This window comes from Streptomyces sp. NPDC111516 (assembly GCF_055635345.1).
In genome coordinates this window covers 157786-174598 of sequence record NZ_JBVKBV010000007.1, presented here as the reverse complement: position 1 = coordinate 174598, position 16813 = coordinate 157786, and the positions used below count along the sequence as shown (strand labels likewise).

The following is a 16813-nucleotide window of genomic DNA, read 5'->3' as shown; positions in this document are numbered from 1 at the left end:
CGGGGCCCGGCCGGACCTCACGCCGGGGTCAGCCGCACCGTGAGGATCTGGAACGGCCGCAGCGACAGTACGAGACCGTGCTCATCGGTGTCCGCCTCGTGCAGTGGCCGTTCCAGAAGGTCGGTGATCCGGGCCCGCACGACAGGGAATCCGACCCGCAGTGTCGTGTCGGCGCGCCCTCCGGCCGACTCGTACAGCCGCACGATCACATCGCCGCCGCGGTCCTCGGCGAGCTTCACCGATTCCACCGTGACCGCCGGATGTCCGGTGCTGACCAGCGACGGCAGGGCCGGGGCCGCGGCCGCCCGCAACGGGAGATTGAGCGCCAGCCCTTCCCGTACCGCGTCCGTGATCTCGCCGCCCGGCGCGAGCGCGTACGTGAACCGGTGCGTACCGAGGTCGGTCCCCGGGTCGGGGCTGTGCGGGGCGCGCAGCAGCGTCAGCCGTACGGTCGTGCCCAGACCCGCATCGTGCGGGGTCCGGGTCACCTCGTGCCCGTACGTGGAGTTGTTGAGCAAGGCAACGCCGTACCCCGGTTCGGCGACCCGCAGCCAGCGATGGGCGCAGATCTCGAAACGGGCGGCGTCCCAGGCGGTGTTGTCGTGCGTAGGGCGGTGGACGTGCCCGAACTGGATCTCGGCCGTGGACCGTTCGGCATGCACATCGAGCGGGAACGACGCCTTGAGGACCTTCTCCGACTCCTGCCAGTCCACCTCCGTCTCGATGTCGATCCGCCGGCTGCCCGCGGCCAGCCGGATCACCTGCACGATGTGCGACGCCCCGAACGACCGTGTCACCCGGACAGCGGCCCGCAACGGCCCCTCCTCGACCAGATCGACGGAGTCGGCGTCGGTGAGATCGGTGCGGGTGCGGCGGTAGTGCCGGTCGATGTCCCAGGCATCCCAGCGATTGGGATGATCCGGGTGCAACTGAAGGAGGTTGGCCCGGTGACCGGGGACGAGTACGTCCCGCCCCGCGTCGAGATCGCGGACCGCGGTGATCAATCCGTCGCCGTCGACGAGGACTCGGAGGAGCCCGTTGTCGAGTACGAATCCTTCCCGCGTCGAGCCTGCCGCCGAACCATCCGCTGATTCGGTCGTGTACCCCGTCGCCGCGACCGCGTCTTCCGGAACCGTCGAGCCGTTCAGCAGACCGGCGCCCAGCCCGGGTGTCTCGGCCAGCACCGCCGTACGCCCGTCGCCCAGCGGCTGCACCCGCGCGCCGGAGGGCAGCACAGCGCTCGCCTCCGCGTCCAGCTCGATGACCTGACTGCGGTGATACGGGGAGGAGTTGAGGGCCACCAGGCCTTCCGCTCCGCCCAGCGCGGCCACCGCGTCCGCGACCAGATCGGCCAGTTCCTCCCGCACCCGGTCGTATGTCTCGCGTGCCTCCCGGTGCACCCAGGCGATCGAGGAGCCCGGCAGGATGTCGTGGAACTGATGCAGCAGCACCGTCTTCCACAGCCGGTCCAGCTCCTCGTACGGATAGCGGTAGTGCCGGTCAGTGGTCCGCAGCGCCGCTGCCGTGGCCCACAACTCGGCCTCACGGAGGAGGTGTTCGCTGCGGCGGTTGCCCTGCTTGGTCTTGGCCTGGGTGGTGTACGTGGCCCGGTGCAGCTCCAGATACAGTTCTCCCGACCAGACCGGTGCCTGCGCCCCGTACTCCTCCTCGGCTGCCGCGAAGAACGCCGACGGGCTTTGGATCCGGACCCGCGGCGACCCCTCCAGATCCCTGAGCCTGCGCGCCTTCTCCATCATCTCGCGGGTCGGACCGCCCCCGCCGTCACCCCAGCCGAACGGGACGAGGGAGCGGGTCGCCAGTCCCTTCTCCGCGAAGTTCCTCTCCGCATAGGCGAGTTCGAGGCCGTGGAACTGCGCGTTGTAGGTGTCCACGGGCGGGAAGTGGGTGAAGACCCTGGTTCCGTCGATGCCCTCCCACCAGAAGGTGTGGTGTGGCATTTTATTGCTCTGGTTCCAGGACAGCTTCTGGGCGAGGAACCACTTCACCCCCGCCAGCCGCGCCAGCTGAGGGAAGGCGGCGGTGTAGCCGAAGGAGTCCGGCAGCGAGATCTCCTCGGTCTCCACCCCCAGTTCCTGTTCGAAGAACCGCTTGCCGTGCACGAGCTGCCGGGCCAGCGCCTCGCCGCCCGGCATGTTGGCATCGGACTCCACCCACATCGATCCCACGGGCACCCACTGCCCGCCCGCCACGGCCTGTTTGATCCGCTCCCAGACATGCGGCTGATGCTCCTTCACCCAGGCGTACTGCTGGGCCTGCGAGGCGGCGAAGACCAGCTCCGGATATTCCCCGGCCAGCGCCGTGACATCGGCGAACGTGCGCGAGGCCTTGCGCACCGTCTCGCGCAGCGGCCACAGCCAGGCCGAGTCGATGTGTGCATGGCCGGTGGCCGAGACGCGGTGCGCGCTCGCCGACGCCGGCCGGGACAGCGCCTCGGCCAGCTCGCCCCGGCCGGCCCGCGCCGTCCCCGCCACATCGTGCAGGTCCAGTGCGTCGAGCATGCGCTCGAGCGACCGCAGGATCTCGTGTCGCCGCGAACGGTCGACGGGCAGCTCCCGCATCAGCTCGGAGAGCACCTCGATGTCCAGGACGAGATGCCAGACCTCCTCGTCCAGCACGGCGAGATCCGCGGAGACGAACCGGTAGAGGGGCCGGTCACCCGCCGTCAGTACGTCCCCGAGCGGCGTCGGTGCGAAGCCGTGCTCCAGCACCGCCGGATTGGCCGCCGCCTCCAGCAGCAGCGAGATCGGTTCGCCGCCCGCCGCCGGGGACGCGACCGTCAGATGCCGATTGCGCGGATGGATGCCCTTGAGCGGGATGCCCGCGGCGTCGTACAGCATCCCCTCGGCCTGGAATCCGGGCCCCTGGCCGGAGAACCCGGGGTCGACGACCACCTCGACCCGGCGCCCTGCCCAGTCCTCGGGCACCGTCCCCTCCAGCCGGAACCAGCTGGTGGACCACGGCTTCCCCCACTTCGTACCTGGACTGAACGGCTCGTAGGTTCCCTCCAGTACCTCGGACACCGGTACGGGTTCGCCGGGGATGTGCCGGACGGAGACGGCGAGCGGGGTCCGGGCCGGGTACTGGGCTGGGCGGATGAACTGGTGAAGGGCCCGTTCGAGGCGGTCCTCCACCAGGGTGCGGTCGTCGTGCATCACGGCTCCTCGGGTCGGCGCCTTGGGGTGTTCATGGCTCCACTTCCCCGGCGGCGGAACCGGCATCCCTGCGAGCGGCGCGACGGGGTGATGGTTGATCAACTGGCCCTGCACACACCCTTGGCGGCTCCAAAACAATGTGACATATTACTGTCGTGTTCATGAGACAGCCCCTGGATGTCGTCATCGTCGGGGCCGGAGTGGTCGGTGCCGCCTGCGCCTACTACGCCTCCCGGTCCGGACTGTCCGTAGCCGTCGTCGACCGAGGGTCGGTTGCCGGAGGCACCACCGGAGCCGGGGAGGGCAACCTCCTGGTCTCCGACAAGATGCCAGGACCCGAACTGGAGCTGGCCCTGCTCTCCGCCTCCTTGTGGCGCCGGCTTTCGGAAGAACTTTCTTCGGACATCGAGTACGAGAGCAAGGGCGGCCTGGTCGTGGCGGCGTCCGAGGAATCCCTGACCACCCTGTCCACAACAGCCGCCGCCCAGCGGGGGGTCGGGGTCGAGGCGTACCACGTCACATCCGACCGGCTCCGCGATGCCGAGCCCCACCTCGCACCGCACCTCGCCGGAGGCTGCCACTACCCGCAAGACGCCCAGGTCCAACCAGCCTTGGCGGCAGCCGAGTTGTTACGGGCAGCCGGTCGCTCCGGGGCACGCCTGTGCCCGGGGGAGGAAGTTGTCGGGATACTCAGGGACCGGGACGGCGCGGTACGCGGGGTGAGCACCGCACGGAGCGAACTGCGCGCCCCGGTGGTCGTCAACGCGGCGGGCACCTGGGGCGGTGACCTGGCCGCAAGGGCCGGAGTGGACCTGCCGGTCCTGCCACGCAGGGGGTTCGTGCTCGTCACCGAGCCGTTGCCGCGGCTGATCCGGCACAAGGTCTACGCAGCGGAGTACGTGTCCGATGTGTCGAGCGGGTCCGCGGCGTTGCAGACCTCGCCCGTGGTGGAGGGAACCCCGGCGGGGCCGGTGCTGATCGGGGCCAGCCGCGAACGGGTCGGCTTCGACCGGACGTTGTCGGTTCCCGCGATCGCCCGACTGGCCGCCCAGGCCGCCGCTCTCTTCCCCGTGCTGGCGGATGTGCGGGTGATGCGCGCCTACCACGGGTTCCGCCCCTACCTGCCCGATCATCTGCCGGCGATCGGCCCGGACCCCCGGGTGCCAGGCCTCTTCCACGCCTGCGGCCATGAAGGAGCCGGGATCGGGCTGGCGCCCGCGACCGGACTGCTGATCGCCGACGCGATCGCCGGGCGGCAGCCGGTACTCGATCTCGGACCGTTCGCCCCGGACCGGTTCGACACCACGTGCCATGGCACATGACTGCGAAGGGGGCTCCCGTGCCCCAGGAGAGGACCCCGTGAGACGTACCCGTGCACGTACCCCGGCCGAGCTCGTCGCGGCACAGCCCGAACCGGAATTCCAGCTGACTTTCGACGGGCGCCCGATTCGTGGACTGGCGGGGCAGAGCGTCGCCGCCGCCCTCTGGTCGGCGGGCATCCTGACCTGGCGCACCACTCGGGTGCACGGCCGGCCGCGGGGAGCCTTCTGCGGCATCGGTGCCTGCTACGACTGCCTGGCCACGGTCAACGGCCGGCCGAACCAGCGCGCATGCCTGCTTCCCGCACGCCCCGGCGACGCCATCACCACACAGGAGGGCGACGGGCATGCCGCACTCGACAGATGAACGCCGCCCACGGGACGCGGACTGCGCAGGACTCGCCGTGGTGGGCGCGGGACCGGCCGGCCTGGCCGCCGCCGTCACCGCAGCCGATCACGGGCTCGACGTGGTTCTGCTGGACTCGGCCGTCACGCCCGGTGGGCAGTACTACCGAAGCCCGCCCGGCGGGCTCGGCGCGACCCGGCCCGGCGCCCTCCACCACGACTGGCCCGTCTTCGTAGAACTCTCCGCACGACTTGCCGCGCACCGCGACTCCGGCGCGATCCGCCATCTCCCCGACCATCAGGTGTGGACTGTCGAACGGGCCGGTGACGGCGAGTGGATCCTGCACACGGTCACCGGAGCCGAAGGGGATCAACCCTCCGCGGTCCGGGCCCGCCGACTGGTGCTGGCGACGGGTGCCCATGAACGTCAACTTCCCTTCCCCGGCTGGACGCTTCCGGGTGTGGTGAGTGCGGCGGGCGCCCAGGCCATGCTCAAGTCCGGCCTGGTGCTGCCCGGCCGCCGGATCGTGGTCGCGGGGAGCGGCCCGCTTCTGCAGGCCGTCGCCCTCTCGCTGACGCGCGCCGGTGCGAGCGTTCCCGCAGTCATCGAAGCGTCCGGCTACGGAGCGTACGCGCGCGCTCCCCGGGTGCTGGCAGCCAACCCCGGCAAGATGGCGGAAGGGGTCCGGTACAGGGCGGCACTGACCGGCGCCGGAGTTCGAATGCTGACTCACCGGGCGGTGACCGACGTGCACGGCGACGACCGGGTGGAGGCGGTGACCGTCAGCCGGGTGGACCACCGGTGGCGCCCCGTGCCGGGGACCGGCCGCAAGATCGCCTGCGATGCGCTCGCCGTCGGACACGGGCTCGTTCCTCAGCTGGAACTCGCCGTGGCGGCGGGCTGCGGTACGCGTGCGTGCGCGGACGGCACACATGCGGTCACCCTCGATGAGCAGCTCAGGACAACCGTGCCCGGGGTTTGGGCGGCGGGAGAGACCGGCGGCATCGGCGGCGTCGAACTTGCCCTCTGTGAAGGAGAGTTGGCGGTGCTGTCAATCATTCGCGAGATGCGGGGCGGGGTGCAGCGGACAGCGGCGCGCAGAGCAGTCGCTCTGCGTCGATCCCGACGCCGTCTGCGGGCCTTTTCCGCGTTGATGGGTGCCGTGCACCGGCCCGGGGCGGGGTGGAGCGAATGGCTGACCGGTGACACGGAGGTCTGCCGTTGCGAAGAAGTCACCGCGGGCCGGATCCGTACCGCGTGCGAGGAGCTCGGGGCCGGTGACGCCAGGACCGTCAAACTGCTCACCCGGGCGGGAATGGGGTGGTGCCAGGGCCGGACCTGCGGATTCGCCGTCCGTGAACTGGCCGACGCGCACGGCAGCGGACGCGGCGCCGGACGCAGCACCGGTGAAGAGCCGGAGGGCCCCGACCGGCGCCCACTGGCCTGCCCGGTAGGGCTGTCCACGCTCGCCGACCTGGCCGAACCAGTGGACCCGCAGCCCCTCCCCGACACACCCTGACACGCCTCGGCACCGCGCGCGGCCAGACGCTGCCCACGCTTCCGCCAAACCGTGACATGTCACACCTCTCAAGGAGCCACGATGCAGACGAACACCCATTCGCGCACCCGCCCCTGGCACGGGGTCATGGTCGCCACTCCGCTCACATTGCGCGACGACTGCACGATCGACTACGACGCCTATGCCACACATGTCCAACAGCTGATCGCGGCGGGTTGCGACGGTGTGGTGCCCAACGGGTCACTGGGGGAGTACCAGACTCTGACCGACAGCGAACGCGAGCAGGTGGTCCGGGTCGCCGTCGAGGCGGCAGGCGACGGCAGCCGCGTCATGCCGGGCGTCTCCGCCTACGGCAGCGCGGAGTCGCAGCGCTGGGCGGAACAGGCCGCAGAGGCGGGCGCCGGTTCCGTGCTGCTCCTGCCGCCCAACGGATACCGGTGCGAGGACGCGGCGGTCCGAGCCCACTACGCCGCTGTGGCCGACGTCGGGGTTCCGGTCGTCGCGTACAACAACCCCTACGACACCAAGGTGGATCTGACACCGAGCCTGCTCGCAGCTCTCCAACAGGAGGGCAGCATCGTGGCAGTCAAGGAGTTCAGCGGTGATGTCCGAAGGGCCTACGAGATCGCCGAACAGGCGCCCGGCCTCGACCTGCTCGTGGGCGCCGACGACGTACTGCTGGAACTGGCACTCGCCGGGGCCGTCGGCTGGATCGCCGGCTGCCCGAACATGCTGCCGTCCTGCTGTGTCGAGCTGTACCGGGCCGCTGTGAGAGGTGACATGGCAACTGCCCTGCCGCTGTACCGCGAGCTGCATCCCCTGCTGCGGTGGGACTCGAAGCCGGAGTTCGTCCAGGCCATCAAGGCATCCATGGACGTTGTCGGACGCCACGGCGGCCGTACCCGTCCGCCACGGCTTCCCCTGCCCGCAGACGACGCGGCCGCCGTACGTGCCGCGACGGAGAAGGCACTGGCCGGGGGCCTCGGCTGAGCGCGGTCCGGCCGTGGTGCGTCCGGCCCGTGCCCGACCCAGCCCGTTCTTTGCGTTGTTCATGACGAACTGACAACCCAGGGGGAGCCTTGCAGACACGTCACATCTTCCATGCGGTCGACTCACACACCGAGGGCATGCCCACCCGTGTCATCACCGGCGGCATCGGCACGATCCCCGGTGCCACGATGGCCGAACGGCGCAGGTACTTCCAGGAGCACCGGGACGCCGTGCGCACCCTGCTCATGTACGAACCGCGCGGCCATGCCGCCATGAGCGGCGCGATCCTCCAGCCGCCCACCCGCCCCGACGCGGACTTCGGCGTCCTCTACATTGAGGTTTCGGGGTTTCTGCCGATGTGCGGGCACGGCACCATCGGAGTCGCGACCGTTCTGGTGGAGACCGGCATGGTCGAGGTCACCGAACCCGTCACCACCGTACGGCTGGACACCCCGGCCGGACTCGTCAGCGTCGACGTCCGTGTGAGGGACGGCGCGGCCGCCGCTGTCACACTGATAAACGTTCCCGCGTTCAGCGTCGCACTCGACCGGACGGTGGACGTACCCGGCTACGGACCGGTGCGTTACGACCTCGCCTACGGTGGCAACTTCTACGCGATGCTGCATCTCTCCGACCTCGGCCTGCCCTTTGACCGGGCACGCAAGGACGACATCCTCGCGGCCGGACTCGCCCTGATGGACGCGGTCAACGCCGCCGACCGCCCCGTCCATCCGGAGGATCCGGACATTCACGGCCTCAAGCACGTGCAGTTCATCGCACCCGGTTCCGATGCCCGCCACTCCCGGCACGCGATGGCGATCCACCCGGGCTGGTTCGACCGGTCGCCCTGTGGAACCGGCACATCGGCACGCATGGCCCAACTGCACGCACGCGGCGAACTGCCCCTGGACACCGACTTCGTGAACGAGTCCTTCATCGGAACGTCGTTCACCGGACGTCTCGTCGAGGAGACCACCGTGGGCGGGCTGCCCGCAGTCGTCCCCACCGTCACCGGCCGGGCCTGGATCACCGGTACCGCACAATTTTTCCTGAACCCGTCCGACCCCTTCCCCGAAGGATTCCTGCTGTGAAGCTGCCCCTGCTCGGGGCCGACGACATCGAGGCCGTGGCGCCGACCGGAGCCGTGGACGCGCTGGAGGCGGCGCTGAGCAGGGGGCGCCTCGGTGAGAAGCCCGCTGCCTTCGAGCACCCCCGGTTCTTCAAAAGCGTCGGAATGGGCTGGGAAGACCTCGCCGTCGCCGCGGCGGTGCACCGGAAGTCGGCGCCCTGACCGAATTGTCCACAGGTGAGGAGCGACGGGGCCGAGTAGAAACGTGACATTGTATTCTGAGGGCCCGTACGGCGTTGGAGGAACAAACATGGCCCGCCTGTCGACGCTCAATGCCATCTCGGCGCAGGAGCACTTGCGCGACCAGGTGGCGAACGCACTCAGGGCGGCCCTGATCGCCGGGGACCTCCGCCCGGGTGTGATCTACTCCGCTCCCGCGCTCGCTGCCGAGTTCGGGGTGTCCGCCACCCCGGTCCGCGAGGCCATGCTCGACCTGGCGCGTGAGGGCCTGGTCGAAGCGGTCCGTAACAAGGGTTTCCGGATCACCGAGTTGACCGACCAGGACCTCGACGACTTCACCGAACTCCGTGCCATGATCGAGGTACCGACCGTCGGCCGCATTGCCCGGATGGGCAAGGTCAGGGAGCTGGAGGCGCTGAGGCCGCTCGCCCTGGCGATCGTCGCCGCGGCCGCGGAGCACGACATCATCGGCTACCTGGAAGCGGACCGTCGCTTCCATCTCGAACTGCTCGGACTGGCCGGAAACCGCAGGCTGGTCGAGGAGGTCGGCAACCTGCGCAAGCGGTCGCGCCTCTTCGGCCTCAACCGGCTGGATGCGACAGGGCAGTTGACCGCGTCGGCGGAGGAACATGTCCAACTGCTCGACCTCGTGATCGCCGGTGACGCCCAGCGTGCCGAGAGCTGCATGCTGGCTCATATGTCACATGTCAGGTCGCTCTGGGCCGAGGAGGACGGCGACACGGGCGCGGGAGGCGCCGGGGCCGCAAAAGTGCCACTGCCGGCGGCGGAGGCCTGAACCGCCGGTCGAGTCACGCGGGGGCGCGCCGTCCTCGGGCGGCCGACCCGGTGTGCGGGGTGGCCGCCGAGTGGGCCGACAGGCTCTCAACCGTCCAGCAGGGCGGCCATCCACTCCTCGATTCCATCGGCGGTGCGCGGCAGCGCGGACGACATGAGCTGTGCGCCGTCGGCCGTGATCACGAGGTCGTCCTCGATCCGTACCCCGATTCCGCGTAGCGACGGGGGCAGTGTCTCGTCGTCGGGCTGGAGATAGAGCCCCGGTTCCACGGTCAGTACCTGGCCGACTTCCAGGCGGCCGTCCAGATAGGTGCCGGCGCGTGCCTGGGCGCAGTCGTGAACGTCCATGCCGAGCATGTGGCCGCTGCTGCAGAGCGTGTACCGGCGGTAGAAGCCGTTGCCGGCGTCGAGCGCCTCATCGGCGGACATCGACAACACGCCCCATTCGTGGAGCCCTTCGGCGATGATCCGCATGGCTGCCAGGTGGAAGTCACGGAATCGCGCCCCGGGACGCAGGGCCGCGATGCCCGCTTCCTGCGCGGCCAGCACCAGCTCGTAGACACTCCGCTGTACGGGGGAGAAGCGGCCGGACAGTGGCAGGGTGCGGGTGATGTCGGCCGTGTAGAGCGAATCGGTCTCCACCCCGGCGTCCAGGAGCAGCAGCTGGTCGCGGTCCAGTGGACCGTCATTGCGGATCCAGTGCAGGACACATGCGTGTGCCCCCGCTGCGGCAATCGTGGAGTAGCCCGGACCGTTGCCCTCCAGCCGGGCCCGCAGATCGAAGACGCCCTCGATCCAACGCTCGCCGCGTGGGTGCCGCAGTGCCTGTGGAAGGCTTCGCACCACATCCTCGAACCCAGCCGCCGTCGCATCGACGGCATGCTGCAACTGATGGGTCTCCCAGGGGTCCTTGACGAGCCGGAGTTCGCTGAGCACTGCGGCCAGTCCGGCCGGAGCCGCCCGTCCGGGCGGAAAAGAACCACGGTTAATCAGGAGTTCGTCGACGGACGGGTCCACACCGCCCAGAACCCGTACCGGGGGCTGTGATCCGGTCAGCAGCTTCTCCCAGGCGTCCAGGTGCGCACAGCGGATGCCGGTCATCCGGGTGGCCTCCGCCAGGTCGGGCCGGCGCCCGACCCAGAACTCCCCGTACCTGCGGTCACGGTAGAACTCGTGACCGGTGCGCGGCGACCGAGGACGCAGATACAGCACCGCTTCGTGTCGCTCGTCACCGTCGGGCTCCAGGACGAGGACGTGTCCGGCCTGATCCTCGCCGGTGAGGCCGGTGAGCCAGGCGTAGCCGGTGTGCGGACGGAAGCGATGGTCGGTGTCGTTGGAGCGGACCGCGAGCGCGCCCGCCGGGATGACCAGGCGCTCGCCCGGGAAGCGGGCGGCGAGCCGGGCCCGGCGGGCGGGAGTGACGTCGTACGAGGGAACGCGGATGTCCACCGGCATTGGGGTGTCGGCCCACGCCGTGCGCATGAAGGCGTCGAGCGCGGGCGACACCGGAAGGTCATGGCTGCTGGTTCGGGGCGCGGGGAGGGAATGGGACACGGGCGTCTTCTCCTCAGGGCTCTGTCGGGCTCGGGCTCCTGGGCGCCGACCGGGCAGCGCCCAGGTGGTCAGGAATCCGATGGCGGCGGCCGTCTGCGTGCGGGCCGCCACTGAAGTCCGGTGCTGTGTCGGTGAGTTGTCACGGAGATGAATGTGCGTGAGAGGGCTTCCGAAGAACATGTGACATGTGCCATTGTACAGCGCGCAGAGGGGAAGCGGTCGTGTCCATGCCATAGCGCGCACCAGGACCCGACCCGGACCCACCCCCTCGCATTCCCCCACAGCCGCGCGAGGTTACGCGGTTACCACTCCGCTGGGAGGCGGCACGTGAAGAACCTGAGGGTTCGACAGAAGATAACCGGATTGTCCACTGCGGTTCTGGCGGCATGTCTGGGCGTGGGCCTGTTCACGGCACCGAGCCAGGCCGTCGAGCAACGCCCCGTCGCATCGGCCGCGACCCCCCACTCCTCGGACGCCGCTCAGAATCGGGCGGAACGCCGGGCCGAGGACCCCGGCGGCCCCACCGCCGAGGCGCTGACAGCACCCGCCGATGATGCCGCTCACGTCGAACGCAAGTCGCTCAAGGCCGCCGACCAGCCGCCGCTGTCCGCGTCCAAGGACGCGCTCAAGCGGGACTACGACGACCCGGCCACCGCGCTTCCGAGCCACCTGGCACCTTCGATGAAGGCCGAGAAGCAGGCCCACGCCAAGAAGTCCGGCAAGGCCGCGGCCGAGTGCGACGTCACCGACTTCACCAACAGCACCGGAGGCGCCCTGGTCGAGAAGGTCAAGGCGGCGACCACCGACTGCGTCAACACGCTGTTCCGTCTCCAGGGCCAGGACGGCTACCACGCCTTCCGCGAGGACCAGATGGTCACCATCGCCGACGCCATGCGCGACGCGTCGGCCTCCTACCCCGGTGACGGCACCACCGGCATGCCTCAGCTGATCCTCTTCCTCCGGGCCGGCTACTACGTGCAGTACTACGACCCCGACACCGTCGGAGAGTACGGGCCGCGCCTGCGCACGGCCATCCAGGGTGCGCTCGACGGCTTCTTCGGCTCCTCGCACGCCTTCGACGTCACCGACGCCAACGGCGAGAGCCTGTCCGAGGCGATAATCCTGGTCGACAGCGCCGAGGAGAACGCCCGCTACCTGAACATCGTCAAGCGGATGCTGGCCGACTACGACGAGTCGTACAACAGCTCCTGGTACATGCTCAACGCCGTGAACAGCGTGTACACGATCATGTTCCGCGGTCACCAGGTGCCCGAGTTCATCAGCGCCATCGAGGCCGATTCCAGCGTGCTGACCTCCCTGCACGACTTCGCCGCGAACCACCTCGAACTGCTCGGCACCAAGCAGTCGTTCCTGGCCTCCAACGCGGGACTCGAGCTCGGCCGCTTCCTCAAGGAGGACTCGCTGCGCGTCAAGGCGAGCCCGTTCGCGGCCGACCTGATGAGCAAGAGCTCCATCGATGGCCCCACCGCCCCGCTCTGGGTCAACCTGGCCAAGATGGTCGATGCCTACGACAAGGACAACTGCTCGTACTACGGCGCCTGTGACCTCGCGCAGCGTCTCGAGAAGGCCGTCCTGCCGGTGAAGCACACCTGCAGCGACAGCATCACCATCCGGGCGCAGGACATGGCCGCGGAGGAACTCGAGGCCAGCTGCACCAGCCTGCGCAACCAGGACGCCTACTTCCACGAGGTGGCCCGGGACAACGGCCCGGTCGCCGACGACAACAACAAGACCATCGAGGTCGTGGCCTTCGACTCCAGCACCGACTACCAGACCTACGCCGGAGTGATCTTCGGCATCGACACCAACAACGGCGGCATGTACCTGGAGGGCGACCCCAAGGTCGAGGGCAACCAGCCCCGGTTCATCGCCTACGAGGCCGAATGGGCCCGCCCCGACTTCCAGATCTGGAACCTCAACCACGAGTACACGCACTACCTCGACGGCCGCTTCAACATGTACGGCGACTTCGAGGCCGGAATGACCACGCCGACCGTCTGGTGGGTCGAGGGCTTCGCGGAGTACGTCTCCTACTCGTACCGCAAGCTCGCCTACGAGGCCGCCATCGCCCAGGCCGCGAACCACACCTACGCCCTGCGCACCCTGTTCGACACCACCTACGACAACGCCGACCAGACCCGTGTGTACAACTGGGGCTACCTGGCCGTCCGTTACATGCTCGAATCCCACCGCTCGGACGTCGACACCCTGCTCGGTCTCTACCGCAAGGGCGACTGGGACGGCGCCCGCACCCTGCTCACGTCGACCATCGGCAGCCGTTACGACACCGACTGGAACACCTGGCTGACCGCCTGCGCGGCCGGCGCCTGCGGCGGCGGGTCCACCAACCCGCCCGGTGAGATCACCGAGTGCACGGCGACCGACACCAGACTGCTGGGCCGGAACTGCATGCGCAGCGAGCTGAAGGCCGTCAAGGGCGACTACGCGTACCTGGCCATCCTCATCCCGGCCGGCATCACCCAGCTGAAGATCACCGCGTCCGGCGGCACGGGTGACGCCGACCTCTACTACAGCTCGCAGGAATGGGCGACCACCCAGGTCAACACCGACAAGTCCGTCGGGGCGGGCAACGAGCACACCCTGACCGTCAACAACCCGGCACCGGGCTACCACTTCATCAGCCTCTACGGCAACGAGAAGTTCGACGGCGCCAAGGTCACCACCGAGTTCTGATCCCCACGACCCCCATCGTATCGGCCGGCCGAGTGATGTTCCCGCTCGGCCGGCCGATACCGTCCCGGGGCGCGTCCGCCGGACCGGCCCGGGGCTCGACAGCCGCAGCGTGCCGGGCGTCGCGCCGTCCGCCAGGATCTCCGAGATCAGGTCGAACAGCGTCGGCGCCCATCCGGCCAGGGCGTCGTCGAGCCGCTGTATGCCGCCCGTTCTCTGTTCACTTATTGATGAGTCGACAAGCGTGGCGGCCCGCCTGTGGGGCATGCATCCCCGTGAAGGTGTTCAGCGAAGGTGTTCGACCAGACGACGAGACACGACGAGAAGACGAGACGACAAGGCAACGAGAAGTCGAGAAGGGGGCGATTCACTGTGCGGGCGGGGGAAACGATGGAGCGTCGGGGAGATGCCGATTCCATGGCAGGCAGGGCGGCGCACGAGCCAGCGGCGCAGGGACAGCGGCCGGTCCGGCTGCATCGCAGACTGGCCCACACGGATCTGGCGGCCGTGAGTGAAGTACGCGGTGCGTTACGGGAGTTCCTACGCTACCGGTGGCGCGCAGAGCCGGCTGAGGTGGCGGAGCTCCTGCTCAGTGAACTGGTGACCAACGCGCTGATCCACACGAGACATGGCGCGGTCGTCACAGTGAGCGTGGCACCCGCCGGATTGCGGGTGGAGGTACGGGACTTCGTGTCCGTGCTGCCCCCGGCGTACGTACCGGAATCCGACGACGGTACGCATGGCAGAGGGCTGATCCTGGTGCAGAGCCTCGCGGACGCCTGGGGAGTCAGGGCACACGCGCTGGGCAAGGTCGTCTGGTTCGAGCTGCACGACGAGAGGCCCTGAGAGCCCGGAGATGACCGGGCCGTCAGGGCCTCCTGCGACGAATCAGCCGAACTGCTGCTCCAGATCCTTCAGTTTCCGCTCCAGCGAATCGAGCCGGGGCAGTGCCTGGGTGTCGTCCTCGGCGGTGAGGTCGACGGTGATCGGATCGAGCGCGTTCCGGTCCGGGGCGCCGGCGTTCGGACCCGTCACGGCTTGCAGGGATGGCCGGGGGCGCAAGGACAGCTGTCCCGGCTCGGACGCGGCGGGCTCCACGACGGACTGCGCGGAGGCCGTCGTCGGGGCGATCGCCTGGATGTCCACCTGGGTGCCACCGCGGCCGACCCGGCGCCAGGCCCGGTTCTGCCGGTTGAGCGCCTTGATGTGGGCTCGGTCCAGCTTCGCCTGGTCCTTCCTGCGGAGACGGTTCTGCTCCTTCTCCCGCCGGTCCTCACGTACTTCCTCGACCGCTTCGTCCAGGGTGCGTACGCCCTCCAGCAGCATCAGCGACCAGGCGGCGAAGGTCTCCCGGGGGGCGCGCAGCCACCGTACGATCCGGATCTGCGGCAGCGGACGGGGCACCAGGCCCTGTTCGCGCAGCGCTGCCCGGCGGGTCTGCTTCAGTGCCCGGTCGAAGAGCACCGCCGCCGAGAGCGACATCCCCGCGAAGAACTGCGGGGCGCCCGCGTGGTCCATTCCGCGCGGCGCGTGCACCCAGTTGAACCAGGCCGCGGCCCCGGCGAACATCCATACGAGCAGCCGTGAGCCCAGCGCCGCGTCACCGTGGCTGGCCTCGCGCACCGCGAGCACGGAACAGAACATCGCGGCCCCGTCGAGGCCGAACGGAACGAGGTATTCCCAGCCCCCGGTGAGGCCGAGGTTCTGCTCGCCGAAACCGACGAGCCCGTGGAAGGAGAGCGCGGCGGCGACGGCCGCACAGCAGAACAGCAGGATGTACGAGGCGGTGGCGTACAGCGCCTCCTTGCGTCTGCGACGCTCCTCGCTGCGTTCCCAGCTGTCCTCGGTGGCGGAACTGTCAGCGGCGCGCTTGCCGCGTGCGACCACCGCCACCGCCGCCAGGACCCCCACGAGCAGCACGGCGCCCGGAAGCAGCCAATTCAGCGATATGTCGGTCAGTCTCATGCGCGGTCCCTTGCGTCGCGTAGGGCATTTCGGGCGCCATGATTGCCGAAACCCCGTCACACTCAGGGGGTTTCGGGGCAAGAGAACGCCATTGGGTTGGCAGGGCATACGGATAGCCGGGATCTGATCGAATACCCGTACACGGCCAATGATGTGCGTTCGAATAGTACTACCCGTGAAGGTGGTGTGGATCAGTGAGGAGGCGTCAGTTTCCGTACCCGGTCGGCGTCGCAGGTGCGGGGGCAGGTGACACAGGTGTCCTCGGGGCGCAGCGTGTAGAAGAGGCAGCAGCTCGCCCGGTCGCGGGTGGGCAGCGGCCCGCCGTCCGGCCCGGTCAGTTCACGGAAGCCCGCCGAGCCGACGTACGGCTTCGTGGTGCCGGGCAGGAGCGCCTCCAGGTCGGCCATCGCCCGCCGCTCCTCGCCGAGGAGATGGGCGATGTACCAGAGGCCCTCGACGATTTCGTCCGTCGCCATGCCCCACAGCGCCCGCCTGCCGCGCCGCATCCGCGCTCCGAAGCCGTCCAGCACCGGGCCGAGGTGGTCCGCCACCGCGGCGAGCACCTCGGCCCGCAGCGCCGCCTCGTCGGGGACCACCCGGGCGCCCGGCAGTCCGGCCGCGGGATCGTCCGGAAGGCAGGCGAACTCGCGTACGCGGACGGTCAGATGGCCCAGCGCGCGCTGGAACGCCACATCGCCGACGGGGATCCGGGGCACTCGCCGGTGCAGGAACCACGGCACCGTCACCAGCAGGCAGGCGGGCCAGGCGTACCGGTGCAGCCCGAAGCCGGCGACCACATCGGGGCGGGGCTGCTGTCCGTAGTCCCGCACCACCTGCGCGTGGTCCCAGGCGAGGAAGGCGTCGAGCGCGGCACCGCCGGCCGCGAGCTCGTCCGCACCCACCCAGCCGGCGCCGCGGGGTGCGGCGTCATCGTCCGTCAGCACCTCTGCGCGCAGGCCGGGGAAGACCTCGGCCAGACGTGTGTACGCGCCCGTCACGGCGGACGCGGTGGTGTCGGGAAGCAGGGTGGGGAGTGTCATGCAGGGACCACCGAATCGCGATCGTTTGCAGGTAAGGCTTACCTTACCCGAAGGGATCGATGTTTGAACTGCGGCCTGCTCCGCCTATCGT

13 protein-coding genes are annotated in these 16813 nt (G+C 69.5%); 9 read left to right on the top strand and 4 right to left on the bottom strand.

Features of this window, described 5'->3' with window-relative positions; genetic code table 11:
* Positions 1 to 17: 17 nt before the first annotated feature.
* Positions 18 to 3173 carry an alpha-mannosidase gene (locus ACZ7L9_RS16400; RefSeq protein WP_471415838.1) on the bottom strand — a complete coding sequence of 1052 codons (3156 nt, stop codon included), beginning with the start codon at positions 3171 to 3173 and terminating at the stop codon, positions 18 to 20.
* A gap of 161 nt (positions 3174 to 3334) precedes the next feature.
* On the opposite strand from ACZ7L9_RS16400, the gene ACZ7L9_RS16395 reads away from it, so the two are divergent.
* The 7 genes from ACZ7L9_RS16395 (at position 3335) to ACZ7L9_RS16365 (ending at position 9452) form a co-directional block, all read left to right on the top strand.
* Entirely contained in the window at positions 3335 to 4495 is a 1161-nt protein-coding gene (locus ACZ7L9_RS16395) for an NAD(P)/FAD-dependent oxidoreductase (protein WP_471415837.1), read from the top strand.
* Positions 4496 to 4532: 37 nt separating this feature from the next.
* The gene (locus ACZ7L9_RS16390; RefSeq protein ID WP_471415836.1) at positions 4533 to 4859 is read left to right on the top strand and encodes a (2Fe-2S)-binding protein; all 327 of its coding nucleotides are present in this window, start codon (positions 4533 to 4535) and stop codon (positions 4857 to 4859) included.
* The gene (locus tag ACZ7L9_RS16385; RefSeq protein ID WP_471415835.1) at positions 4840 to 6357 is read left to right on the top strand and encodes an FAD/NAD(P)-dependent oxidoreductase; all 1518 of its coding nucleotides are present in this window, start codon (positions 4840 to 4842) and stop codon (positions 6355 to 6357) included. The genes ACZ7L9_RS16390 and ACZ7L9_RS16385 overlap by 20 nt, the downstream gene beginning before the upstream one ends.
* Positions 6358 to 6438: 81 nt before the next feature.
* The gene (locus ACZ7L9_RS16380) at positions 6439 to 7347 is read left to right on the top strand and encodes a dihydrodipicolinate synthase family protein (RefSeq protein WP_471415834.1); all 909 of its coding nucleotides are present in this window, start codon (positions 6439 to 6441) and stop codon (positions 7345 to 7347) included.
* 89 nt (positions 7348 to 7436) lie between these two features.
* Entirely contained in the window at positions 7437 to 8438 is a 1002-nt protein-coding gene (locus tag ACZ7L9_RS16375) for a proline racemase family protein (protein ID WP_471415833.1), read from the top strand.
* Positions 8435 to 8638 (top strand): hypothetical protein, encoded by a 204-nt coding sequence (locus ACZ7L9_RS16370; RefSeq protein WP_471415832.1) that lies wholly within the window; start codon positions 8435 to 8437, stop codon positions 8636 to 8638. The genes ACZ7L9_RS16375 and ACZ7L9_RS16370 overlap by 4 nt, the downstream gene beginning before the upstream one ends.
* 88 nt (positions 8639 to 8726) lie before the next feature.
* Positions 8727 to 9452, top strand: a complete 726-nt coding sequence (locus ACZ7L9_RS16365) for a GntR family transcriptional regulator (protein WP_471415831.1) — start codon at positions 8727 to 8729, stop codon at positions 9450 to 9452.
* Positions 9453 to 9538: 86 nt separating this feature from the next.
* On the opposite strand, the gene ACZ7L9_RS16360 is transcribed toward ACZ7L9_RS16365, so the two are convergent.
* The gene (locus ACZ7L9_RS16360; RefSeq protein ID WP_471415830.1) at positions 9539 to 11005 is read right to left on the bottom strand and encodes an aminopeptidase P family protein; all 1467 of its coding nucleotides are present in this window, start codon (positions 11003 to 11005) and stop codon (positions 9539 to 9541) included.
* Positions 11006 to 11332: 327 nt separating this feature from the next.
* Between ACZ7L9_RS16360 and ACZ7L9_RS16355 the strand changes: the two genes are divergently transcribed.
* The gene (locus tag ACZ7L9_RS16355; protein ID WP_471415829.1) at positions 11333 to 13720 is read left to right on the top strand and encodes a M9 family metallopeptidase; all 2388 of its coding nucleotides are present in this window, start codon (positions 11333 to 11335) and stop codon (positions 13718 to 13720) included.
* Positions 13721 to 14200: 480 nt separating this feature from the next.
* Positions 14201 to 14563, top strand: a complete 363-nt coding sequence (locus ACZ7L9_RS16350) for an ATP-binding protein (RefSeq protein WP_471415991.1) — start codon at positions 14201 to 14203, stop codon at positions 14561 to 14563.
* 42 nt (positions 14564 to 14605) lie between these two features.
* On the opposite strand, the gene ACZ7L9_RS16345 is transcribed toward ACZ7L9_RS16350, so the two are convergent.
* Both ACZ7L9_RS16345 and ACZ7L9_RS16340 read right to left on the bottom strand, forming a co-directional pair.
* Positions 14606 to 15682, bottom strand: a complete 1077-nt coding sequence (locus tag ACZ7L9_RS16345) for a DUF2637 domain-containing protein (protein WP_471415828.1) — start codon at positions 15680 to 15682, stop codon at positions 14606 to 14608.
* 191 nt (positions 15683 to 15873) lie between these two features.
* Positions 15874 to 16722, bottom strand: a complete 849-nt coding sequence (locus ACZ7L9_RS16340; protein WP_471415827.1) for a (2Fe-2S)-binding protein — start codon at positions 16720 to 16722, stop codon at positions 15874 to 15876.
* Between the last annotated feature and the right edge of the window lie 91 nt (positions 16723 to 16813).